The 23,403-nt window shown below is 57.2% G+C and carries 17 protein-coding genes and 2 rRNA genes; 12 read left to right on the forward strand and 7 right to left on the reverse strand.

Features of this window, described 5'->3' with window-relative positions; all coding sequences use genetic code 11:
• Nucleotide 1: 1 nt before the first annotated feature.
• The 3 genes from mmuM to AC6I7A_RS15030 all read right to left on the reverse strand — a co-directional run bounded on the left by mmuM (nt 2) and on the right by AC6I7A_RS15030 (nt 2,807).
• On the reverse strand, nt 2-937 hold the full coding sequence (gene mmuM / locus AC6I7A_RS15020; protein WP_058957958.1) for a homocysteine S-methyltransferase: 936 nt from the start codon (nt 935-937) through the stop codon (nt 2-4).
• Entirely contained in the window at nt 927-2,336 is a 1,410-nt protein-coding gene (mmuP, locus tag AC6I7A_RS15025; protein ID WP_009088562.1) for an S-methylmethionine permease, read from the reverse strand. Before mmuP ends, mmuM begins: the two co-directional genes overlap by 11 nt.
• 135 nt (nt 2,337-2,471) lie before the next feature.
• Nucleotides 2,472-2,807, reverse strand: coding sequence for a DUF2002 family protein (locus tag AC6I7A_RS15030; RefSeq protein ID WP_009088560.1), 336 nt, complete (start codon nt 2,805-2,807; stop codon nt 2,472-2,474).
• Nucleotides 2,808-2,960: 153 nt separating this feature from the next.
• On the opposite strand from AC6I7A_RS15030, the gene AC6I7A_RS15035 reads away from it, so the two are divergent.
• The 8 genes from AC6I7A_RS15035 (at nt 2,961) to emrB (ending at nt 11,581) form a co-directional block, all read left to right on the forward strand.
• Complete coding sequence (locus AC6I7A_RS15035) at nt 2,961-3,278, forward strand: DUF883 family protein (protein ID WP_009088558.1); 318 nt, start codon at nt 2,961-2,963, stop codon at nt 3,276-3,278.
• A 298-nt stretch (nt 3,279-3,576) separates the two neighbouring features.
• Entirely contained in the window at nt 3,577-3,819 is a 243-nt protein-coding gene (gene nrdH / locus AC6I7A_RS15040) for a glutaredoxin-like protein NrdH (RefSeq protein ID WP_009088556.1), read from the forward strand.
• A gap of 4 nt (nt 3,820-3,823) precedes the next feature.
• The gene (gene nrdI, locus AC6I7A_RS15045; protein ID WP_009088554.1) at nt 3,824-4,237 is read left to right on the forward strand and encodes a class Ib ribonucleoside-diphosphate reductase assembly flavoprotein NrdI; all 414 of its coding nucleotides are present in this window, start codon (nt 3,824-3,826) and stop codon (nt 4,235-4,237) included.
• On the forward strand, nt 4,207-6,345 hold the full coding sequence (gene nrdE / locus AC6I7A_RS15050) for a class 1b ribonucleoside-diphosphate reductase subunit alpha (RefSeq protein ID WP_072215515.1): 2,139 nt from the start codon (nt 4,207-4,209) through the stop codon (nt 6,343-6,345). The genes nrdI and nrdE overlap by 31 nt, the downstream gene beginning before the upstream one ends.
• 8 nt (nt 6,346-6,353) lie before the next feature.
• The gene (gene nrdF / locus AC6I7A_RS15055) at nt 6,354-7,313 is read left to right on the forward strand and encodes a class 1b ribonucleoside-diphosphate reductase subunit beta (protein ID WP_009088550.1); all 960 of its coding nucleotides are present in this window, start codon (nt 6,354-6,356) and stop codon (nt 7,311-7,313) included.
• Nucleotides 7,314-8,169: 856 nt separating this feature from the next.
• On the forward strand, nt 8,170-8,700 hold the full coding sequence (gene mprA, locus AC6I7A_RS15060) for a transcriptional repressor MprA (protein WP_003850381.1): 531 nt from the start codon (nt 8,170-8,172) through the stop codon (nt 8,698-8,700).
• A 153-nt stretch (nt 8,701-8,853) separates the two neighbouring features.
• Nucleotides 8,854-10,029: a multidrug efflux MFS transporter periplasmic adaptor subunit EmrA gene (gene emrA, locus AC6I7A_RS15065; RefSeq protein ID WP_058957985.1), complete on the forward strand. Its 1,176-nt coding sequence runs from the start codon at nt 8,854-8,856 to the stop codon at nt 10,027-10,029.
• A 16-nt stretch (nt 10,030-10,045) separates the two neighbouring features.
• Nucleotides 10,046-11,581, forward strand: coding sequence for a multidrug efflux MFS transporter permease subunit EmrB (emrB, locus tag AC6I7A_RS15070; protein ID WP_058957957.1), 1,536 nt, complete (start codon nt 10,046-10,048; stop codon nt 11,579-11,581).
• Nucleotides 11,582-11,617: 36 nt separating this feature from the next.
• Here emrB and AC6I7A_RS15075 read toward each other — a convergent pair whose 3' ends face one another.
• Complete coding sequence (locus AC6I7A_RS15075) at nt 11,618-12,790, reverse strand: tRNA/rRNA methyltransferase (protein ID WP_058957956.1); 1,173 nt, start codon at nt 12,788-12,790, stop codon at nt 11,618-11,620.
• 159 nt (nt 12,791-12,949) lie between these two features.
• Between AC6I7A_RS15075 and trxC the strand changes: the two genes are divergently transcribed.
• The 4 genes from trxC (at nt 12,950) to pssA (ending at nt 18,384) form a co-directional block, all read left to right on the forward strand.
• Nucleotides 12,950-13,369, forward strand: a complete 420-nt coding sequence (gene trxC / locus AC6I7A_RS15080; RefSeq protein ID WP_009088541.1) for a thioredoxin TrxC — start codon at nt 12,950-12,952, stop codon at nt 13,367-13,369.
• A gap of 81 nt (nt 13,370-13,450) precedes the next feature.
• Nucleotides 13,451-14,128 (forward strand): tRNA-uridine aminocarboxypropyltransferase, encoded by a 678-nt coding sequence (locus AC6I7A_RS15085; RefSeq protein WP_009088539.1) that lies wholly within the window; start codon nt 13,451-13,453, stop codon nt 14,126-14,128.
• A 125-nt stretch (nt 14,129-14,253) separates the two neighbouring features.
• Nucleotides 14,254-16,911, forward strand: coding sequence for a bifunctional acetate--CoA ligase family protein/GNAT family N-acetyltransferase (locus tag AC6I7A_RS15090; RefSeq protein ID WP_058957955.1), 2,658 nt, complete (start codon nt 14,254-14,256; stop codon nt 16,909-16,911).
• 117 nt (nt 16,912-17,028) lie between these two features.
• Complete coding sequence (gene pssA / locus AC6I7A_RS15095; protein ID WP_058957954.1) at nt 17,029-18,384, forward strand: CDP-diacylglycerol--serine O-phosphatidyltransferase; 1,356 nt, start codon at nt 17,029-17,031, stop codon at nt 18,382-18,384.
• A gap of 158 nt (nt 18,385-18,542) precedes the next feature.
• Here pssA and AC6I7A_RS15100 read toward each other — a convergent pair whose 3' ends face one another.
• The 3 genes from AC6I7A_RS15100 to AC6I7A_RS15110 form a co-directional block, all read right to left on the reverse strand.
• Nucleotides 18,543-19,832, reverse strand: coding sequence for an MFS family transporter (locus AC6I7A_RS15100; protein WP_058957953.1), 1,290 nt, complete (start codon nt 19,830-19,832; stop codon nt 18,543-18,545).
• Between the two features lie 277 nt (nt 19,833-20,109).
• Nucleotides 20,110-20,225: ribosomal RNA gene (rrf, locus tag AC6I7A_RS15105) — 5S ribosomal RNA — on the reverse strand.
• 205 nt (nt 20,226-20,430) lie between these two features.
• Nucleotides 20,431-23,335: ribosomal RNA gene (locus AC6I7A_RS15110) — 23S ribosomal RNA — on the reverse strand.
• Nucleotides 23,336-23,403 lie beyond the last annotated feature (68 nt).

Below are 23,403 nucleotides of genomic sequence, written 5' to 3' on the forward strand. Positions count from 1 at the left end.
CTTATTGCGGTTGACAAGTGCGGGCGATGGCCGCGATGTCGCCCGGTGAGGTGCGGCAGCAGCCGCCAATCAGCCGGGCACCCGCCTGTTGCCACTCGGCCAGCTTGTCATGCAGGGTGCAGCCCGACGGCGCAGAATGCCAGGTTTTACTGCCGGCATCATACTGCTCGCCGGAGTTGGGATAGACCACCAGCGGTTTGTCGGTCAGGGTCTGTAACTGCTGCAGGGCGGGCGTTACGCTCTCCAGCGCCACGCAGTTGACCCCCAGCGCCACTACCTGTGGCTGCTGATTCAGCCAGCTCACCACCTCTGCCAGCGGCGTGCCGTCGCTGATGTGTCCGGCGTCACGCAGCGTAAACGAGAACCAGGCGCGGGCGTCAGGGAACTCAGCCAGCAGCTTCACCAGCGCCTGCGCCTCGGCAAAGGAAGGCAGGGTTTCACAGGCCAGCAGATCGGCTCCTGCCGCCAGCAGCGCCTGCACGCGCGGGCGGTGGAACGCCATCATCTCCGCTTCCGGCAGCGCATAATCCCCGCGATACTCCGACCCGTCCGCCAGGAAAGCGCCATAAGGCCCCACCGAGCCTGCCACCAGCAGCGTTTTCGCATCGGGCCGCACCGCCAGATAGTCGTGACGGGCGCGCTGTGCCAGTTCAACACTGCGGGCGATCAGCGCCAGGGACTCATCCTCACTCAGGCCGCGCGTGGCAAAGCCCTGCGGGGTCGCCTGGTAGCTGGCGGTGATGGCGCAGCGGGCACCCGCCACAAAGTAGTCGTAGTGCACCTGATAGATCAGCTCAGGATCCTCCATCAGCACTTTGGCTGACCACAAGGCATCGGCAAGCTGACAGCCGCGCGCTTCCAGCTCGGTGGCCAGCGCGCCATCCAGAATCAGCAGCGGTGACTCTGTTAAAGCCTGCGCGACAGGGTTATACGACATCATTGGCCTCCTCAGGCTTCGGGGATGATTTGTGGGTCAGATGGTACGCGGCGTAGCAGAACAGCACAAACGGGATGCCACACCACAGGGCGATGCGCTGTGTCGGATCAAACGCCAGGCCGACGCACGCCAGCAGGCAGAGCAGGAAGCCGAGAACAGGCGTCAGCGGATAGAGCGGCGCGCGGTAGGCGAGATCGGCCAGCGATTTGCCCTGCTGAAGGTGACGGCGACGGAACACAAAGTGCGAGGCGCAGATGCTGAGCCAGACCGCCACCACTGCAAAGCCGGAGATGGCCGACAGCGCCACAAATACCGTGTCAGGCGCGACCACGCTGGAGATCAGCGCCAGCAGGCCGCCGATCATGCTGACGGTCAGCGCCAGCAGCGGCACGCCGCGCCGGTTCACCTTCGCAAAGGCACGTGGCAGCGTGTTTTCATTAGCCAGCGACCAGAGCATACGTCCCGACGCATAGAGGCCGGAGTTGGCCGCTGACAGAATGGCCGTCAGGATCACGAAGTTGATGATATCCGCGGCCCAGGGCACACCGATCTTTTCAAACACCAGCACAAACGGGCTTTTCACAATACCGGCCTGATCCATCGGGATCAGCGCCGCCAGCACCAGCACCGTGCCGATGAAAAAGAGAATCAACCGGGCCACCGTGGTACGAATCGCCAGCGGCAGTACCTTCTGCGGCTGCTGGGTTTCACCGGCGGCAATCCCGATCAACTCGGTGCCGGAGAAGGCAAAGTTCACCGCCACCATGGTCATCAGGATAGGCAGCACGCCGTTGGGCAGCCAGCCGTGCGCCGTGAGGTTACTCAGACCGGGTGCAGGCGTGCCATCTTTCATCGGGATAAAGCCAAACATCGCCGCCGCGCCGAGCAGGATAAAGGCGATGATGGTGACCACCTTGATCAGCGAGAACCAGAACTCCCCTTCGGCGAAGAAGCGGGCAGAAACCACGTTCAGCAGATAGATGGCGCAGCAGAATACCAGGCACCAGACCCACACCGGCACCTGCGGGAACCAGTACTGCATACAGAAGCCCGCCGCCGTCAGGCTGGAGCCCAGCGCCACCGTCCAGGTCAGCCAGTAGAGCCAGGCCACGGTGTAGCCGGTCGCCGGACTGAGATAGCGCGCCGCATAGACGTGGAACGCGCCCGTTTCCGGCATCGCCACCGACAGTTCACCCAGACAGACCATCACCAGCCAGACCACCAGCGCCCCAATCAGATAGGCGAGCAGCGTGCCTGCGGCCCCGGTGGTGGAGATGATATAGCCGGTGTTGAAAAAGAGGCCGGTGCCGATGACACCGCCCAGCGATAACATCACCAGATGGCGGACTTTCATGGTGCGTTTAAATTGTTGCTGCGGGGAAGTTGGCTGTTCGCTCATCAATTTTATCCGTATGGACGTCTAAACATCTATAAGGGACAAATTTATACGCGTCACAGCCGGGAATTGCAACGGCAGGAGAACAGGGAGCGGGGTCATGCGCGTCAGTGCCCCGTCGCGGCGGGGCCTGATGCCTCAGCCGAAAACGCTCTGAATGTAGCGTTCCAGCGCCATGCGGGAACTGAATCCGTGCGGGATGCCGTAATGTTCCTGTGAATCACCCGCCAGGTAGAGAGGGAATTGGGTGTAGTGATCGCAGGTTTTCATTTCAGACGCCGGCTCAGCGAACGGCTGGCTCTTCTCTTTCAGGGTCGGATGAATCACTAATGCCATGCGCCCCATACGCGCTTCGCGATTCACATAGACATAGTTCTCCCCCCGGCGATAGCCATAGGCCCGTGGGGTAATCTGATCCATTTCGAAACCCGCTTTTTCCAGTACGCGCGCTACCTCATCTGGTCGTAAATACATGCTCGATCCTCTCCTCTTTCAAAAGCTTCGCAACCTTACATCAGCATGACAGAGCGGGCATTCGGAATTTTCCCTAAAGCCCCCTCCCGCGTCTCGTTTATCTCAAGGTCGTCTACACTAGTATTACGTTTTTAAATCAAAGGGAGCCAAAAAATGTTTAATCGCACTGTAAAAAACGATGACATTGATATCAATCAGGACGTTAACGAACTGGCCGATTCACTGGAAGCGCTGTTGAAATCTTACGGCAGTGATGCCAAAGACGAAGTGGACTCTGCCCGCAGTCAGGCAGAAAAACTGCTGAAGCAGACCCGTTCTAAACTGAATGGTGGCAGCAACCGTGTGACCCAGGTTGCCCGTGATGCCGGTGCACAGGTTGATACCTATGTACATGACAAGCCATGGCACGGTGTCGGTATCGGTGCCGCTTTCGGTATCGTGGTGGGTGTCCTGCTGGCCTCACGCCGCTAAGCGCGAAAAATCTTCTGAGCCCTGCCCCGTGCGGGGCTTTTTTTTGCCTGTCATCCAGCCCGTAAAATTTACAAAAGATTTTTTCCGCGTCGCAGGGCGCACGCCTGCTGGCTTTGGCCGTGTTGCGCAAATGCAAATCATAAAACCCTATATCTGGTGGGCTTGACCACCAAAACCCCTACATCTAGTATTTAACCCATCAGTCTGACACCCGATGTCCGCCAGAATGAAGCCCGTAAATCAGGCGGGCGGCGTTATTGCCGGGCACCCGAACCGCACATAGAGGTAAATACGAATCATGCGCATTATTATTTACACTAAAGATAACTGTGTCCAGTGCAATGCCACGAAGAGTGCGATGGACCGTCAGGGTCTGACCTATCAGCTCATCAATCTCGACAGCCAGCCCGAAGCGATCGACAACCTGAAATCCCTGGGTTATCGCCAGGTGCCGGTGGTGATGGCGGATAACGATCACTGGAGCGGCTTCCGCCCGGACAAAATCGCCTCGCTGCGCACGCTGTCCGCTGTCGGGGGATAAACGCATGTTCCCGCTGGTCTATTTTTCCAGCCAGTCGGAAAACACCCACCGGTTTGTGACGCGCCTTGGCCTGCCAGCCCGGCGCATCCCGCTTGATGCCCGTCAGACGCTGCATATCGACCAGCCCTATATTCTGGTCGTGCCCAGCTATGGCGGTGGCAGCAGTCGCGGTGCCGTACCCGGTCAGGTGATTCAGTTTCTTAATGATGAGGCCAACCGACGGGAAATCCGTGGCGTCATCGCCGCGGGCAACCGGAACTTCGGTGCCGGTTACTGTCTGGCGGGCAGCATCATTGCAAAAAAATGTCAGGTTCCCCTGCTCTATCGTTTCGAGCTGATGGGAACCCCGGACGACATCGCGAACGTTAAAGCGGGAGTAACCCAATTTTGGCAACAACAGACACCCTCAACGGCGTGACGCTCGACTATCACGCGCTCAACGCCATGCTCAACCTCTATGACGCGGAGGGGCGCATCCAGTTCGACAAGGATCGCGAAGCGACCCGTCAGTTTCATCTGCAGCATGTGGAGCCGAACACGGTGAAGTTCGCCAGCCGCGCCGAGCGTTTACGCTATCTGGTGGCGGAGAGCTATTACGAAGCTGAGGTGCTGAACCAGTACGATTTCGACTTCCTGCTTGCGCTGCATGAGGTGGCGGAGACGTGGGGATTTGAGTTCAAAACTTTCCTGGGTGCCTGGAAGTACTACACCAGCTACACGCTGAAGACCTTCGACGGCAAACGCTATCTGGAAACCTTTGAACAGCGCGCCTGCATGGTGGCGCTGACGCTGGCTCAGGGCGATGAAACCCTGGCGCGTGCGCTGCTGGAGGAGATCCTCAGCGGCCGCTTCCAGCCTGCCACCCCCACTTTTCTCAACTGCGGCAAGCAGCAGCGCGGCGAGCTGGTCTCCTGCTTCCTGCTGCGCATTGAAGACAACATGGAGTCCATTGGCCGTGCCGTGAACTCCGCGCTGCAGCTCTCAAAGCGCGGCGGCGGCGTTGCCTTTTTACTCTCCAACCTGCGTGAGTCCGGTGCGCCCATTAAGCGTATCGAAAACCAGTCGTCGGGCGTCATCCCGGTCATGAAGATGCTGGAGGATGCCTTCTCCTACGCCAATCAGCTGGGCGCACGTCAGGGCGCGGGCGCGGTATGGCTGAACGCGCACCATCCCGATATTTTCCGCTTTCTCGACACCAAGCGCGAAAACGCCGATGAGAAGATCCGCATCAAGACCCTGTCGCTGGGCGTGGTGATCCCCGATGTCACCTTCCGGCTGGCGAAAGAGAACCAGCCGATGGCGCTGTTCTCGCCCTACGATGTTGAGCGCATTTACGGCCAGGCCTTTGGCGATATCAGCATCAGCGAGAAGTATGACGAGATGCTGGCCGACGATCGCATCCGCAAAACCTGGATTCAGCCGCGTGACTTCTTCCAGACGCTGGCCGAGATTCAGTTTGAGTCAGGCTACCCCTACATCATGTATGAGGACAGCGTGAACCGCAGTAATCCGATTGCCGGTCGCATCAATATGAGTAACCTCTGTTCAGAGATCCTGCAGGTGAACAGCGCCAGCGAGTACTTTGACGATCTCAGCTATCGCCGGGTCGGCAAAGATATCTCCTGCAATCTTGGCTCACTCAATATTGCCCACGCCATGGATTCCCGCGATCTGGCGCGCACCGTGGACGTGGCGGTACGCGCCCTGACCTCGGTGTCGATGATGAGTGAGATCGCGTCGGTGCCGTCGGTCGCCGAAGGAAACCGGCGGTCGCACGCCATTGGCCTGGGTCAGATGAACCTGCACGGCTATCTGGCGCGGGAAGGCATCGTCTACGGTTCGCCGGAAGCGCTCGATTTCACCAACCTCTACTTTTACTGCATCACCTATTACGCGCTGCGCACCTCTAATCAGCTGGCACAGGAGCGTCAGCAGACCTTCGACGGTTTTGCTGATTCGCAGTACGCCAGCGGCGTTTATTTCGACAAATATCTGCAGCGCGAATGGCTGCCGCGCACCGAACGGGTGGCAAAACTGTTTGCCGACGCCGGCGTGACGCTGCCGACCCGGGCGGACTGGCAGGCGCTGCGCGATGCGGTAATGCAGCACGGGCTGTTTAATCAGAACCTGCAGGCGATCCCGCCGACCGGTTCGATCTCCTACATCAACCACGCCACCTCCAGTATCCATCCGATTGTTTCGCCGATCGAGATCCGCAAAGAGGGCAAAACCGGACGCGTCTACTATCCCGCGCCGTTCATGACCAATGAGAATCTGCATCTCTATCAGGATGCGTATCAGATTGGGCCGGAAGCGATTATTGATACCTATGCAGAGGCGACTCAGCACGTTGATCAGGGGCTGTCGCTGACGCTCTTTTTCCGCGACGACGTCACCACCCGTGACATCAACAAAGCACAGATTTACGCGTGGAAGAAAGGCATCAAAACGCTCTATTACATTCGACTGCGCCAGATGGCGCTTCAGGGCACGGAGGTTCAGGGCTGCGTCTCCTGCTCCCTGTGATAAACACTATGCAACTAAAACAGATTCAGGCCATTAACTGGAACCGTCTTCAGGATGAGAAAGATCTTGAGGTCTGGAACCGCCTCACCAGCAACTTCTGGCTGCCGGAGAAAGTGCCGCTCTCCAACGACCTGCCTGCCTGGCAGACGCTGGATAAACAGCAGCAGCAGCTGACCATCCGGGTTTTTACCGGTCTGACGCTGCTGGATACCATTCAGAACGTGATCGGTGCGCCGGGACTGATGGGCGATGCGATAACCCCGCATGAAGAGGCGGTGCTGTCGAATATCAGCTTTATGGAGGCGGTGCATGCCCGCTCCTACAGCTCCATCTTCTCAACCCTGTGCAACACGCAGGATGTGGATGCCGCCTATCAGTGGAGCGAAGAGAATGCGCCGCTGCAGAACAAGGCGCGCATCATTCTGGAACACTATCAGGCCGACGATCCGCTGAAGAAGAAAATCGCCAGCGTTTTCCTGGAGTCGTTTTTGTTCTATTCCGGCTTCTGGCTGCCGATGTACTGGTCGAGTCGCGGCAAGCTGACCAACACCGCGGATCTGATCCGCCTGATTATTCGTGATGAGGCGGTGCACGGTTATTACATTGGCTACAAGTTCCAGCAGGCGCTGGCGACGGTGGACGATCAGCGCCGCGAAGCGCTGCAGCAGTTCGCGTACGATCTGCTGCTGGCATTGTATGAGAATGAAGTGGCTTATACCGAAGCGCTGTATGGTGATGTCGGCTGGGTGGAGGAGGTGAAGACTTTTCTGCACTACAACGCCAACAAGGCCCTGATGAATCTCGGCTACGAGGCGCTGTTCCCGGCGGAGCTGACGGCGGTGAACCCGGCCATTCTGTCAGCGCTGTCACCCAACGCTGATGAGAACCACGACTTCTTCTCCGGTTCGGGCTCATCCTATGTGATGGGTAAGGCGGTTGAGACGGAAGATGAGGACTGGAACTTCTGATAGTCGGGCAGGTCGTCCTGATCTGAAAGCGTTTCTTCATTCAGACGGCGCCAAAACTCAAAGCGATGGGAGCATACGCCTGTAGCAAAGCATAGCGGGCCAGGGATGGCCCGCGCTGAGCCTGCCATGGATGGCATCTTTTGCGTCTTTGCGAAAGGCGTATGCTTCCTGAGCCTATTCGCATAACGTCACCCGTAAATCCTCTACCGAGGTTTAAACCTCTTGTTATGACTGGTATGGCCTGTTAATAAACATGCGTGTGAAATAGTTTTTTGAGTTATTATTAACCTCAAATGATTATTAGCGACCGATGCTGTTTATGAATGCGACTCGCCAGGGTCTGACACCCGTTTCAGTGCTCCCGCAGTCGGTAGCCACCGGCCTCTGTGTGGGCAGCAACGACGACGTTCAGCCCCTGCTCATACGATTGCTCAGCACTCTTTCCTCTCTGTCAGCCTCGCCGGAGCACCCTGTCACGTCTCAGAGGGTGAAATCGGCCTGCCGGGTCGGGTGGGAGCCGGCGGATCGCATGCTGAACCCGAAAAATTCACTGAACTCTGCCCGGAAAGCGGATTGCATCTGGTCACAAATGGTTAGGTTTGTTATGGTTAGCAGCAAACCTATTCACTTCAGTTATTTTTCCTCGCGATATTATTAAATTTGCCCCCTTTTTGATAACGCTCTGGCACTGCGGCTGCCGCCGGGCGGACGGGTTTTTGACCCAGGGCCAGGGAATGGCCTGGAACACCTTTAATGGTGCAGCGTGCGTCGGTCAGCGATCACCTGCCGAAAAGTGACTACGCTTAGCCTGTCACCATAGTTATTATACAAGTTGCAATTAGTGAGGTTTTTTTTAATGGAAAGTTCGTTTACTCCCATTGAGCAGATGCTAAACATCCGTGCCAATCGCCATAAGGATTTTCCGTTACAGGAAATTATCCTGACGCGTCTCTGTATGCATATGCAGGGTAAACTGCTGGACAATCGTAATAAGATGTTGAAAGCACAGGGGATCAACGAAACCCTGTTTATGGCGCTGATCACGCTGGATGCTCAGGAAAATCACAGCATTCAGCCTTCGGAACTCAGCTCGGCCCTCGGCTCGTCACGCACCAATGCTACGCGCATTGCTGATGAGCTGGAAAAACGCGGCTGGATCGAGCGTCGCGAAAGCGATCACGACCGCCGTTGCCTGCACCTGCATCTGACCGACAAAGGCATGGAGTTCCTGCGTCAGCTGCTGCCACCGCAGCATCAGAGCCTGCAATATCTCTGGTCTTCTCTGTCGGTTGATGAGAAGTCGCAGCTGGAAGGAATCACCCGCAAGCTGCTTAACCGCCTCGACAAAATGGATGAAGATCAGCTGATCGCCTCACTGTCCCGCTGATAGCAATAAGTGCGACACAATCACCTGTCGGAATCGTTATTTTAAGTTCCTTTTTTTTCTGGCCAGCGCTCAGTCGCTGGCTTTTTCGACTCGGGCGCCGGCGGACAGGGATCCCTGCCCCTCCCCGACTCAATGGAATACGTGGAGAAAGACATGAGTGCAACGGCAGAAGCACAGAGCCCGCAACCGTCAGCCAGCAACAAAAAGAAAAAGCGCAAAGGTGTGCTCATTTTGCTGGCGCTGATCTTTGTGCTGATTGGGATTGCCTGGGGTGTTTACTGGTTCCTGGTACTGCGCCATTTTCAGGAAACGGATGATGCCTACGTTGCCGGTAACCAGGTGCAGGTGATGGCCCAGGTCTCCGGCAGCGTCAATAAAGTCTGGTTTGAAGACACCGATTACGTCAAAAAAGGCGATGTGCTGGTTTCCCTGGATAAGACCGATGCCGAGCAGGCGTTTGAAAAAGCGCAGACGGCCCTCGCCACCAGCGTGCGTCAGACGCATCAGCTGATGATCAACGGTAAGCAGTATGAAGCCAGCATCACCCTGCAGCAGACCGCTCTGGCCCAGGCGCAGGCTGACCTGAAACGCCGGGAGCCTCTGGGTGCCGCTAATCTGATTGGCCGTGAAGAGCTGCAGCATGCCCGCGACGCCGTGGCGACCGCCAAAGCGCAGCTGGACGTCGCCGTTCAGCAATACAATGCCAATCAGGCGATGATCCTCAATACCACGCTGGAAAATCAGCCTGCGGTGCAGCAGAGCGCCGCTGAACTGCGTGACGCCTGGCTGGCCCTGCAGCGAACCGACATCCGCAGCCCGATGGACGGTTATGTCTCCCGTCGCAGCGTTCAGGTGGGTTCACAAATCTCCACCAGCACCCCGCTGCTGGCCGTTGTCCCGGCAACCAATCTGTGGGTCGACGCCAACTTTAAAGAGACACAGCTGGCTGGCGTGCGTATTGGTCAGCCCGCTACCGTGGTGGCGGATATCTATGGTGATGATGTGGTCTATCACGGCAAAGTCGCCGGTCTGGATATGGGCACCGGCAGCGCCTTCTCGCTGCTGCCCGCCCAGAATGCCACCGGTAACTGGATTAAGGTGGTTCAGCGCCTGCCGGTGCGAATCGAACTGAATCAGGATGATATCGCCAGACATCCGCTGCGTATTGGCCTCTCAACGCTGGTGAAGATCGATACCACCAGCAAAGAGGGCATTACGCTGGCGAACAGTGTCCGGCAGCAGGCCGCTTACAGCAGCAACGCCCTGGCGATTGACCTTGCGCCGGTCAATAAACTGATCACCGATATCGTCCGCGCCAACGCCGGATGATGGCGCGGAGGCTGTAATGGCACAAAAACCGCTTGAAGGGATGCCGCTGGTCCTGATGACCGTGGCGCTGTCGCTGGCCACGTTCATGCAGGTGCTGGACTCGACCATCGCCAACGTGGCTATCCCCACCATTGCCGGGAACCTGGGCGCGTCTAACTCGCAGGGAACCTGGGTGATCACCTCGTTTGGCGTAGCCAATGCGATTTCGATCCCCCTGACCGGCTGGCTGGCCAAACGCATCGGTGAAGTGAGGCTCTTTACCTGGGCGACCATTCTGTTTGCCGTCGCCTCCTGGGCGTGCGGCATGTCAGAGAGCCTCGAGATGCTGATCTTCTTCCGTATCCTGCAGGGGATCGTGGCGGGTCCGCTGATTCCGCTGTCGCAAAGTCTGTTGCTCAGTAACTATCCGCCCGCTAAACGCAGTATCGCGCTGTCGCTGTGGGCGATGACGGTGATCGTAGCGCCGATCTGCGGCCCGATTCTGGGCGGCTGGATCAGCGACAACTATCACTGGGGCTGGATCTTCTTCATCAACGTACCGATTGGTGCGGTGGTGGTGATGCTGACGCTGCAGACGCTGCGAGGCCGGGAAACCAAAACCGAAATCCGCCCCATCGATACGGTCGGTCTGGTGCTGCTGGTCGTCGGGATCGGCTGTCTGCAGGTGATGCTCGATCGCGGGAAAGAGCTCGACTGGTTCAGCTCGACGGAGATCATCGTGCTGGGGGTAGTGGCCGTGATTGCGCTCTCCGTGCTGCTGGTGTGGGAGCTGACGGACGATCATCCGATCATCGACCTGTCGCTGTTTAAGTCGCGCAATTTCACTATCGGCTGCCTGTCGATCAGTCTGGCTTACATGCTCTACTTTGGCTCGATTGTGCTGCTGCCGCAGCTGCTGCAGGAGGTCTACGGCTATACCGCGACCTGGGCCGGTCTGGCCTCTGCGCCGGTGGGGATCATCCCCGTGATCCTGTCGCCGATTATCGGTCGCTTCGCCCACAAGCTCGATATGCGACGGCTGGTCACCTTCAGTTTCATTATGTATGCGGTCTGCTTCTACTGGCGCGCCTGGACGTTTGAACCGGGTATGGACTTCGGCGCTTCCGCCTGGCCGCAGTTTATTCAGGGCTTTGCCGTGGCCTGCTTCTTTATGCCGCTGACCACCATCACGCTGTCGGGCCTTCCCCCGGAGCGTCTGGCGGCGGCATCCAGCCTGTCGAACTTCCTGCGAACCTTTGCCGGGTCAGTCGGTACGTCGATTACCACCACCATGTGGACCAATCGCGAGTCAATGCATCACAGCTATCTGACGGAGTCGATTACCCCGTACAACGTCAATTCGCAGCAGATGTACAGCCAGCTGGAGGGCATGGGGATGACGCAGCAACAGGCGTCGGCCTGGATCGCGCAGCAGATCACTAACCAGGGACTGATTATTTCAGCGAATGAAATTTTCTGGGCGTCGGCGGGGGTGTTTCTGATCCTGCTGGTGCTGATCTGGTTTGCCCGTCCGCCGTTTGGCGCGGGCGGCGGTGGCGGTGGCGCGCACTGATGAGACAAAGCAAAACGGGCCTTTCGGCCCGTTTTTTTATGCGTTCTGACGCCACCATTCGGCGAGCAGCACGCCGGTGGCAACCGAGACGTTAAGGCTCTCGACGTTGCCGGTGCCGCCAATCGACACGCTCATATCCCCCTGCTGAAACGCCGTGTCAGAGAGACCTTCGCGCTCCTGACCTAACACCAGCACCATTTTTTCCGGCAGCTCAGCCTGAGCCAGGGGCGTACCCTGATGGCTGGAGGTGGTGACGATGGTGTAACCCGCTTTGCGAAACGCTTCCAGACCTTCACTGAAGGTGGCACCGCTGATCGCCTGCACATGCTCGGCTCCGCCCTCTGCGGTACGCACCGCCGCACCGGACTCCAGCAGAGAGGCGTCGTTGACCAGCAGACCTTTCACGCCAAAGTGCGCGCAGCTGCGCATGATTGCGCCGAGGTTATGCGGGTTGCTGACATCTTCCAGTGCCAGTACACAATCTTTGGCATTCGCCTGACCCAGCCACTCAGAAACCGCCATACCCATGCGCTTTTTGATCAGGAAGCAGACGCCGCCATGATGCTCAGTGCCGGAGGCTTTGGTGATCTCTGCATCTTCAACCACATGATAGGCTTTGCGGTTGGCCGCCAGCCAGCGCAGAGTTTCGCGGAAACGCGGTGTCACTTCCTGCACAAACCAGGCGCGGACAATCGCTTCCGGACGGCTCTGGAACAGGGCCTGACAGGCGTTCTCACCATAGACGCGCGTCTCTTCGTTACGCTGACGACGAATCTGCTCCGGATCGACGAAGCTCTTGCCGCTGATGCCGCCGTGATCGGGCTTGTCGCTTTCTGACGCCGCGGTGCGATCGGCAGAAGGCGCGCGTGACACAGTCCGCCATGGGGAGTCGCTGCTGCCGTAGCTACGATCGTCGGAGCGCTCGTTGCGACGGCCTGAACCCTCACCCGAGCGGCGTGGCGCACCCCGTCCGCCTTCGTCGCGGCGCGCTGAACCGCTGCGTCCGCTGTCGTCGCTGCGACGACCCGCAGAGCGGCCGCCTTCCTGGCTACGTTCTGTGCGGGAACCCGATGAACGACGATTATCATCCTGGCGGGCGGCAGCGTAACCACCTTTGCCTGTACGAGGATTAGATGTGCTCTTTTCATCCTCGCCACGCACGTACATCACCTTAACCTTACCGCTTTTGCCTTTAAATTCGTCGTTCATGTCTTCCTCCTGCATTGAGAGCGCGCAGATTACCTGATGTGCCGGCGCTTAGCTATCAACTATTGAACCTATAGAGCGATCCAGATTGAGGGTAAATCGCTCCCCTTTCATAATGGACAATAATTACCAGACTGACACTTTCCAACTTCAGAGGTTCCTATGAATACGGTATGCGCTTCCTGCCAGGCAACTAATCGCGTTCCCGAAGAGCGCCTTGCCGATGCGGCGAAATGCGGACGCTGTGGAAGCGAACTGTTCGACGGTGAAGTGGTCAACGCCACCGCCGCGACCTTCGACAAATATCTTCAGGACGACCTGCCCGTCGTGATTGATTTCTGGGCGCCGTGGTGCGGTCCGTGCGTCAACTTTGCGCCGGTCTTTAAAGATGTCGCCAGTGAGCGCAGCGGTAAAGTGCGCTTCATTAAAGTGAACACCGAAGCGGAACCGGCGCTGAGCGCCCGCTTCAACATTCGCAGTATCCCGACCATCATGCTGTTTAAAAACGGCGAGCGGGTCGACATGCTGAACGGTGCTATGCCCAAAGCGCCGTTTAACGAATGGCTGGACGAATCCCTTTAATCTTCCCAGGCCAGCCCGGCTGGCCTTTTCCTTTTCGCCTGCGCTTCGATTACACTGACGTTTTTCCTGCCCTGAATACTCATGTCTGATAATGCTGTTTTGCGCTTGCGCACCCAACGTCTCGCCCGCGCGACCCGTCCTTTCCTCGCGCGCGGAAACCGGGTCATTCGCTGCCAGGGCTGCCTGCTGCCCGAGGCCAGCTGTCTCTGCAGCCAGATCGTCCCGCAAGCCGCCCGCAGCCGCTTTTGTCTGGTGATGTTTGATACCGAGCCGATGAAGCCGAGCAACACCGGCCGTCTGATTGCCGATATTCTGCCCGACACCCAGGCCTTCGGCTGGTCACGCACCGAGCCCGATCCGCTGCTGCTGGCGGCTGTGCGCAACCCCGATTACCAGCCGCTGGTGGTCTTTCCGGCCAGCTATGCCGATTCGGGCCGGGAGGTGCTGACCTCGCCGCCCGCGCAGGGAAAACCGCCGCTGTTTATTATGCTGGATGGCACCTGGACCGAAGCGCGCAAAATGTTCCGCAAAAGCCCCTGGCTCGATGCCCTGCCGGTCATGTCGCTGAATGTCACTACTCCTTCGCGTTACACGCTACGCGAAGCCCATGGCGCAGGTCAGCACTGTACCGCCGAAGTCGCCGCGGCGCTGCTGGAGCAGGCGGGCGATCGGCTCGCGGCAGACGCGTTATCTCACCATTTTGATCGCTTTCGTGCCGCCTACCTGGCAGGCAAACCGCATCATGCCGGGCAGGATTAACCGGCCCCGCTTCTCACCGGTTGCCTGAGGCCTGCGCGGCCGGATGCTCAGGCTGCGATCTGCCCGAAAGCACGGCCCGCAAAAAGCGTTTACAATCACGCAAATCCCGAACTCTGGAGGACGCGATGAGTCAACGTGGGCTGGAAGCGCTGTTACGACCTAAATCCATTGCGGTTATTGGTGCCTCGGTGACGCCGGGGCGCGCCGGCTACTTTATGATGCGAAACCTGCTGGCGGGCGGATTCAGCGGACCGGTGCTGCCGGTGACGCCGAAATATAAGGCGGTCAGCGGTGTCCTGGCCTGGCCCACCATCGACAGCCTGCCTTTCGCGCCGGATCTGGCGGTCATCTGCACCCATTCAAAGCGCAACCTTGCGCTGCTGCAACAGCTCGGCGAAAAAGGCTGCAAGGCCTGCATTATCCTTTCGGCCCCCGCCAGCCAGTCTGCTGAACTTAAAGCGTGCGCCAGTCAGTGGCAGATACGCCTGCTGGGACCAAACAGTCTTGGCCTGCTGGCCCCCTGGCAGGGATTAAATGCCAGCTTCTCACCGGTGCCGATAGCCAAAGGCCGACTCGCCTTTATCTCCCAGTCCGCCGCCGTCTCGAATACCATTCTCGACTGGGCGCAGCAGCGTAACCTCGGGTTCTCCTGGTTTATCGCGCTGGGTGACAGCCTGGACACCGATGTCGACGACCTGCTCGACTTCCTGGCGCGCGACGGTAAAACCAGCGCCATTCTGCTCTACCTTGAACACCTCAGTGACGCACGCCGTTTCGTTTCCGCCTCGCGCAGTGCCTCCCGCAACAAGCCGATTCTGGTGATCAAGAGCGGTCGCAGCCGTGAAGCGCAGGCGCTGCTCGGCACCCACAGCGGCCTGGATGCGGCCTGGGATGCCGCCATTCAGCGTGCCGGGTTGCTTAGGGTGCAGGATACCCATGAGCTCTTCTCTGCGGTGGAATCGCTGAGTCATATGCGGCCGCTGCGGGGTGACCGGCTGATGATCGTCAGTAATGGTGCCGCCCCTGCTGCGCTGGCGCTGGATGAGCTCTATGCCCGCAACGGCAAACTGGCACAGCTCAGCGAACAGACCCGTCAACAGCTGGAGGCGCTGCTGCCCGCAGGCGCGGGCCGGGGCAATCCGCTCGACTTAAAGGATGATGCAACGCCCGCGCGCTATGCCGCCTGTGTGGAGATCCTGCTCGACAGTCATGACTTTGATGCGCTGATGATTATTCATGCGCCAAGCGCGGTTGCGCCCCCTACCGAAACGGCCAGCCACCTTATCGAAACCCTTGCCCGTCACCCGCGCGGTAAGCGGGTAACCCTGCTGACTAACTGGAGCGGAGAGTTCTCTTCGCAGGCGGCACGACGCGCCTTTACCCAGGCGGGAATCCCCACCTGGCGTACGCCGGAGGGCACCGTCACCGCGTTTATGCATCAGGTTGAATACCGGCGTAACCAGAAGCAGCTGCGCGAAACCCCTGCCCTCCCCGCGACGCTGACGCAGGATAGCGCGCATGTTCACCAGTTACTCTCCCAGGCCCTGGCGCGCGGGATCACGGCGCTGGATACGCACGAAGTGCAGCCGGTTCTTCAGGCATACGGGCTGACCACGCTGCCGACCTGGATTGCCAGCGACAGCGCGTCGGCCGTAACGATTGCCGATCAGATTGGCTATCCGGTGGCGCTCAAGCTGCGTTCACCCGATATCGCGCATAAGTCGGAGGTGCAGGGGGTGATGCTCTACCTGCGCAATGCCAGTGAAGTGGAGCGCGCCGCCGAAGCCATTTTTGATCGGGTCAGGCAGACGCTGCCGATGGCGCGTATTGAAGGGCTACTGGTTCAGGGCATGGCAAGCCGTGCGGGCGCACAGGAGCTGCGGGTTGTGGTCGAACAGGATGCACTGTTTGGTCCGATCATCATGCTGGGCGAAGGCGGCGTCGAATGGCAGGCTGACAAACAGGCCGCCGTTGCGCTGCCGCCGCTCAACATGACGCTGGCGCGCTATCTGGTGATTCAGGCGATCAAGAGCGGAAAAATCCGCAGCCGCAGCGCCCTGAATCCGCTGGATATCGCCGGGTTAAGTCAGCTGCTGGTGCAGGTCTCAAACCTTGTGGTCGACTGCCCGGAAATCGATCGGCTCGATATCCATCCGCTGCTGGCGGCGGGTAGTGATTTTACCCTGCTGGACGTCACCCTGACGCTGGCCCCCTTCCACGGTGACAATGAAGCACGGCTGGCTATCCGCCCTTATCCGCAGCATCTGGAAGAGCAGGTCGAATTAAAAGATGGGCAGTTCTGCCTGTTCCGTCCCATCCTGCCTGAAGATGAACCCCTGCTGCGCGACTTTATCAGCCAGGTCACGAAAGAGGATCTCTACTACCGCTACTTCAGCGAAATCAATGAGTTTACCCATGAAGACCTCGCCAACATGACGCAAATCGATTATGACCGTGAGATGGCGATTGTGGCCGTGCGTCAGCATCTGGGACACCCTGAGATCATCGGCGTCACGCGTGCTATCTCAGATGCCGATAACATCGACGCCGAGTTCTCGGTGCTGGTGCGTTCTGACCTCAAAGGGCTGGGTATGGGGCGCCGCCTGCTGGAAAAGATGATCCGCTATACGCGCCATCACGGCTTGCAACAATTAAACGGTATCACGATGCCCCACAACCGCGGCATGATTACGCTGGCACGAAAACTTAACTTTCATGTTGATATTCAACTGGATGACGGTATTGTCAGCCTGAAATTGCCTTTACAGGAGGGGATCAACTAACCTTGTAGAGAAAGGTAAAAAAGGTTCGGGTCGACGGAGTTAATGTTATTATTTATGGTTATAACCCTGATTTGATGGCAAAAGGCCATGCAATGAACAGAGAAGAAGTGCACTGTGATGTTGTCTAAATTCAAACGTAATAAACACCAACAACACCTCGCACAGTTGCCGAAACTGTCACAATCCGTTGCGGATGTGTCGACACTTTACTCGCCTGCCGAATTTCGTGAGACGCTGCTGGAAAAAATTGCCGCAGCGCAGACCCGCATCTGTATCGTTGCGCTCTATCTGGAAAATGATGATGCCGGGCGCGCCATCATGGATGCGCTCTACCGTGCGAAGCAGGCGCGTCCGGAACTGGATATTTCAATTCTGGTTGACTGGCATCGTGCACAGCGTGGACGCATTGGTGCCGCGCGAGGCGTCACTAATGCGGACTGGTATTGCGAAATGGCGACCCGCCATGCCGACATTGCGATTCCGGTGTATGGCATCCCGGTTAATACCCGCGAAGCGCTGGGTGTGCTCCATCTGAAAGGCTTCATTATTGATGACACGCTGATCTACAGCGGAGCCAGCATTAATGATGTCTATCTGCATCAGCATGATAAATATCGCTATGACCGCTACCAGATCATCCGCAATGCTCAGCTGACCGATACGATGTATGCCTGGATCGATCTCAATCTGAAACCAGCAGAAGCGGTCAATCGACTCGACGTGGCTGAGCGCCCTTCCAGTCCTGAAATCAAAAATGAAACGCGTCAGTTTCGTCAGGATCTGCGTGGCTTTAACTATCAGTTCGACGGAAATGCGGGTAACGAAGAGCTGGCGGTCACCCCGCTGGTGGGACTGGGTAAGCATAGCCTGCTGAACAAAACGATTTTCCACCTGATGCCCTGTGCAGAGCAGAAACTCATTATCTGCACCCCCTACTTCAACCTGCCTGCGCTGCTGGTTCGCAATATCATTCATCTGCTGCGTCAGGGTAAGCAGGTTGAGATCATTGTGGGGGATAAAACCGCCAATGACTTCTATATCGCCCCCGATCAGCCCTTCAAGATCATTGGTGCGCTGCCTTATCTCTATGAGATTAACCTGCGTCGCTTCCTGAGCCGCCTGCAATACTACGTCAGCAACGAACAGCTGGTCGTACGGTTGTGGAAGGATGGCGAGAACAGCTATCACCTCAAAGGGATGTGGGTGGATGATGAGTGGCAGCTGATCACCGGTAATAATCTCAATCCGCGCGCATGGCGACTCGATCTGGAAAATGCGGTGCTGATCCACGATCCGCATCAGGAGTTAGCAGTCCAGCGTGAGAAGGAGCTGACGTTAATCCGGCAGCACACCACGGTCGTGAACCATTTCCGTGAACTCGAAAGTATTGCGGATTATCCAGCCAAGGTGCGGAAACTGATCCGCCGTCTGCGCCGGATCCGTATCGATCGCCTAATCAGCCGTATTCTTTAAAAGGTTGCTGCTCCGAGGCCGCACTATGTGAATCCTGCGGCCCCGGAGCAGGCAAAGGGATATGAGAGCCGATCGGATGGCTCAGGCTGGAGCTTCACCCGGGATGCCGCCGGTACAGCCAGCGGCATTGCCCCGTGGAATCCAGGCCAGTAATCGCGTCAGAGCCTGATACCCTTCCCGCGCTTATGCAGTAACAGCGACACCACAAAGGCCACCGCCCCCATCGCGGAGACATACCAGAAGAAGGTTGTCTCAATGCCCTGCTTCTTCATCAGTAAGGCCACATACTCGGCCGACCCACCGAAAATCGCATTGGCGACCGCATAGGAGAGTCCTACCCCCAGTGCACGCACCTGAGGCGGAAACATTTCGGCTTTAAGGATGCCGCTGATGGCGGTGTAGAAGCTGGTGATTAGCAGCGCCAGCATGATCAACATGAAAGCCACGCCGGGGCTCTGCACATTTTGCAGCAGGGTCAGGATCGGGACTGTACAGATGGCCGCGCCCGCGCCAAAAATCATCATTGAGGTACGACGGCCAATTTTATCTGACAGGGCACCAATAATGGGCTGAATCAGCATAAAGACCAGCAGTGCGCCGGTCATCAGGCCGCTGGCGGTCTTAGGATCCATCCCCGAGGTGTTAACCAGATACTTCTGCATATAGGTCGTGAACGTGTAGAAACTCAGAGAGCCGCCAGCAGTGAAACCCAGCACCATCAGGAAGGGACGGGTATGATTGCGCAGCAACCCGATTACGCTTCCTGCATCGCGATGTTCACGGCTGGTTTTATCTGAGGTCTCTTCCAGCGATCGGCGCAGCCAGAGCGCAACAACGGCGAGCAGCGCGCCAAGGAAGAACGGAATACGCCAGCCCCAGCTCCGCAGTTCTGCATCGGTGAGCAGAAACTGCAACACCACGACGGTGAGCACTGCGGCTAACTGGCCTCCGATCAGCGTGACATACTGGAATGAGGCGTAAAAACCTTTGCGCCCTTCCAGCGCAACTTCGCTCATGTAGGTTGCGCTGGTTCCATACTCGCCCCCTACCGACAGGCCCTGAAACATACGCGCCAGCAGCAGAATGACCGGAGCCGCCACACCAATGGTGGCATAACCGGGTAAGCAGGCGATCACCAGTGAGCCAAAACACATCATACAGACTGAAACCAGCATCGAATTTTTTCGGCCATGTCTGTCGCCGATATAGCCGAACAGCCAGCCCCCTATCGGACGCATTAAGAAGCCGGCTGCAAATACGCCCGCTGTCTGGAGGAGCTGGGTCGTGGTATCGCCCTGCGGGAAGAAAATATGGGCAAAATAGAGTGAGAAGAATGAATAGACATAAAAGTCGAACCACTCTACCAGGTTACCCGATGACGCACCGACGATGGCCCAGATACGCTTTTTTGTATCATCCGTCTGCATTTTATTTGTTGTGGGTGTCATGCCTTACCTCTGTTCCTTGCTGATCAACAGCGTTTAAAGTATGAGTAAAGCATTTAAGTCCACGGAAGGTAAAGGCGGCCTAATCTGAGATTAGTATTGTGAGCCGCATCGCTAATTATCGAAAAATCAGCGGTTTGCTGGTGATAAAGGCAGGAAAAAGGGAGGGTCAGAAAGTGAAAGAATGCAGAGGATCAGTACCGAATTTCAGTTTAAAACAGAAAAATTCAGACGTAAAAAAGCCCCGCACGTCGGTGCGGGGCTTCTTCACTTATATAATGCCTGGCAGTTCCCTACTCTCGCATGGGGAGGCCCCACACTACCATCGGCGCTACGGCGTTTCACTTCTGAGTTCGGCATGGGGTCAGGTGGGACCACCGCGCTAAAGCCGCCAGGCAAATTCTTGGTGCACGGAACAAATCTTTTACGTCATGACCGCGTTGCCATCGCTCAGCCACACCGGTCACATACCTCAGTATGCTCCCGCTGATGTCCTCGCTCTGCGCCTTGTCACGCCGCAAAATCTTTCGTTCCCGCAGATTCTTTAATCCGGTAAACAAAGCTGAAAATCGTGTCTCTCAAAAAACGCCTCTGGCGTTGTAAGGTTAAGCCTCACGGGTCATTAGTACCGGTTAGCTCAACGCATCGCTGCGCTTACACACCCGGCCTATCAACGTCGTCGTCTTCAACGTCCCTTCAGGACCCTCAAGGGGTCAGGGAGAACTCATCTCGGGGCAAGTTTCGTGCTTAGATGCTTTCAGCACTTATCTTTTCCGCACTTAGCTACCGGGCAGTGCCATTGGCATGACAACCCGAACACCAGTGGTGCGTTCACTCCGGTCCTCTCGTACTAGGAGCAACCCCCCTCAATTCTCCAGCGCCCACGGCAGATAGGGACCGAACTGTCTCACGACGTTCTAAACCCAGCTCGCGTACCACTTTAAACGGCGAACAGCCGTACCCTTGGGACCTACTTCAGCCCCAGGATGTGATGAGCCGACATCGAGGTGCCAAACACCGCCGTCGATATGAACTCTTGGGCGGTATCAGCCTGTTATCCCCGGAGTACCTTTTATCCGTTGAGCGATGGCCCTTCCATTCAGAACCACCGGATCACTATGACCTGCTTTCGCACCTGCTCGAGCCGTCACTCTCGCAGTCAAGCCAGCTTATGCCATTGCACTAACCTCACGATGTCCGACCGTGATTAGCTGACCTTCGTGCTCCTCCGTTACTCTTTGGGAGGAGACCGCCCCAGTCAAACTACCCACCAGACACTGTCCGCACCCCGGATCACGGGGCCACGTTAGAACATCAAACATTAAAGGGTGGTATTTCAAGGATGGCTCCACGCAGACTGGCGTCCGCGCTTCAAAGCCTCCCACCTATCCTACACATCAAGGCTCAATGTTCAGTGTCAAGCTGTAGTAAAGGTTCACGGGGTCTTTCCGTCTTGCCGCGGGTACACTGCATCTTCACAGCGAGTTCAATTTCACTGAGTCTCGGGTGGAGACAGCCTGGCCATCATTACGCCATTCGTGCAGGTCGGAACTTACCCGACAAGGAATTTCGCTACCTTAGGACCGTTATAGTTACGGCCGCCGTTTACCGGGGCTTCGATCAAGAGCTTCTCCTTACGGATAACCCCATCAATTAACCTTCCGGCACCGGGCAGGCGTCACACCGTATACGTCCACTTTCGTGTTTGCACAGTGCTGTGTTTTTAATAAACAGTTGCAGCCAGCTGGTATCTTCGACTGGCTTCAGCTCCGGGAGCAAGTCCCTTCACCTACGCGCCAGCGTGCCTTCTCCCGAAGTTACGGCACCATTTTGCCTAGTTCCTTCACCCGAGTTCTCTCAAGCGCCTTGGTATTCTCTACCTGACCACCTGTGTCGGTTTGGGGTACGATTCTGTGTTACCTGATGCTTAGAGGCTTTTCCTGGAAGCAGGGCATTTATCACTTCAGCACCGTAGTGCCTCGTCGTCACGCCTCAGCGTTAAAAGAGTCCGGATTTACCTGGACCCTCCGCCTACACGCTTAAACCGGGACAACCGTCGCCCGGCTGATATAGCCTTCTCCGTCCCCCCTTCGCAGTAACACCGAGTACAGGAATATTAACCTGTTTCCCATCGACTACGCCTTTCGGCCTCGCCTTAGGGGTCGACTCACCCTGCTCCGATTAACGTTGAACAGGAACCCTTGGTCTTCCGGCGAGCGGGCTTTTCACCCGCTTTATCGTTACTTATGTCAGCATTCGCACTTCTGATACCTCCAGCATGCCTCACAGCACACCTTCGACGGCTTACAGAACGCTCCCCTACCCAACAACACATAGTGTCGCTGCCGCAGCTTCGGTGCATGGTTTAGCCCCGTTACATCTTCCGCGCAGGCCGACTCGACCAGTGAGCTATTACGCTTTCTTTAAATGATGGCTGCTTCTAAGCCAACATCCTGGCTGTCTGTGCCTTCCCACATCGTTTCCCACTTAACCATGACTTTGGGACCTTAGCTGGCGGTCTGGGTTGTTTCCCTCTTCACGACGGACGTTAGCACCCGCCGTGTGTCTCCCGTGATAACATTCTCCGGTATTCGCAGTTTGCATCGGGTTGGTAAGCCGGGATGGCCCCCTAGCCGAAACAGTGCTCTACCCCCGGAGATGAGTTCACGAGGCGCTACCTAAATAGCTTTCGGGGAGAACCAGCTATCTCCCGGTTTGATTGGCCTTTCACCCCCAGCCACAGGTCATCCGCTAATTTTTCAACATTAGTCGGTTCGGTCCTCCAGTTAGTGTTACCCAACCTTCAACCTGCCCATGGCTAGATCACCGGGTTTCGGGTCTATACCCTGCAACTTAACGCCCAGTTAAGACTCGGTTTCCCTGCGGCTCCCCTATACGGTTAACCTTGCTACAGAATATAAGTCGCTGACCCATTATACAAAAGGTACGCAGTCACACCACAAGGGTGCTCCCACTGCTTGTACGTACACGGTTTCAGGTTCTGTTTCACTCCCCTCGCCGGGGTTCTTTTCGCCTTTCCCTCACGGTACTGGTTCACTATCGGTCAGTCAGGAGTATTTAGCCTTGGAGGATGGTCCCCCCATATTCAGACAGGATACCACGTGTCCCGCCTTACTCATCGAGCTCACAGCGTGTGTGCTTTTGTGTACGGGAGTATCACCCTGTACCCTGCGACTTTCCAGACGCTTCCACTAACACACATGCTGATTCAGGCTCTGGGCTGCTCCCCGTTCGCTCGCCGCTACTGGGGGAATCTCGGTTGATTTCTTTTCCTCGGGGTACTTAGATGTTTCAGTTCCCCCGGTTCGCCTTGCAGCACTATGTATTCATGCTGCAATGATGCACTGAGTGCACCGGGTTTCCCCATTCGGACATCGACGGCTGTAGCGGTTCATATCACCTTACCGTCGCTTTACGCAGATTAGCACGTCCTTCATCGCCTCTGACTGCCAGGGCATCCACCGTGTACGCTTAGTCGCTTAACCTCACAACCCACAGGCGTTTTCACGCTGCAGACTGTAAGCATTTGAGAGACTCGAACATGTCGCCATTT

The sequence above is a fragment of the Type-F symbiont of Plautia stali genome (genome assembly GCF_059731105.1).

Coding starts and splice junctions, on each gene's coding strand:
- mmuM (WP_058957958.1), bottom strand. CDS start 937: ATGTCGTATAACCCTGTCGCGCAGGCTTTAACAGAGTCACCGCTGCTG.
- mmuP (WP_009088562.1), bottom strand. CDS start 2,336: ATGAGCGAACAGCCAACTTCCCCGCAGCAACAATTTAAACGCACCATG.
- AC6I7A_RS15030 (WP_009088560.1), bottom strand. CDS start 2,807: ATGTATTTACGACCAGATGAGGTAGCGCGCGTACTGGAAAAAGCGGGT.
- AC6I7A_RS15035 (WP_009088558.1), top strand. CDS start 2,961: ATGTTTAATCGCACTGTAAAAAACGATGACATTGATATCAATCAGGAC.
- nrdH (WP_009088556.1), top strand. CDS start 3,577: ATGCGCATTATTATTTACACTAAAGATAACTGTGTCCAGTGCAATGCC.
- nrdI (WP_009088554.1), top strand. CDS start 3,824: ATGTTCCCGCTGGTCTATTTTTCCAGCCAGTCGGAAAACACCCACCGG.
- nrdF (WP_009088550.1), top strand. CDS start 6,354: ATGCAACTAAAACAGATTCAGGCCATTAACTGGAACCGTCTTCAGGAT.
- mprA (WP_003850381.1), top strand. CDS start 8,170: ATGGAAAGTTCGTTTACTCCCATTGAGCAGATGCTAAACATCCGTGCC.
- emrA (WP_058957985.1), top strand. CDS start 8,854: ATGAGTGCAACGGCAGAAGCACAGAGCCCGCAACCGTCAGCCAGCAAC.
- emrB (WP_058957957.1), top strand. CDS start 10,046: ATGGCACAAAAACCGCTTGAAGGGATGCCGCTGGTCCTGATGACCGTG.
- AC6I7A_RS15075 (WP_058957956.1), bottom strand. CDS start 12,790: ATGAACGACGAATTTAAAGGCAAAAGCGGTAAGGTTAAGGTGATGTAC.
- trxC (WP_009088541.1), top strand. CDS start 12,950: ATGAATACGGTATGCGCTTCCTGCCAGGCAACTAATCGCGTTCCCGAA.
- AC6I7A_RS15085 (WP_009088539.1), top strand. CDS start 13,451: ATGTCTGATAATGCTGTTTTGCGCTTGCGCACCCAACGTCTCGCCCGC.
- AC6I7A_RS15090 (WP_058957955.1), top strand. CDS start 14,254: ATGAGTCAACGTGGGCTGGAAGCGCTGTTACGACCTAAATCCATTGCG.
- pssA (WP_058957954.1), top strand. CDS start 17,029: ATGTTGTCTAAATTCAAACGTAATAAACACCAACAACACCTCGCACAG.
- AC6I7A_RS15100 (WP_058957953.1), bottom strand. CDS start 19,832: ATGACACCCACAACAAATAAAATGCAGACGGATGATACAAAAAAGCGT.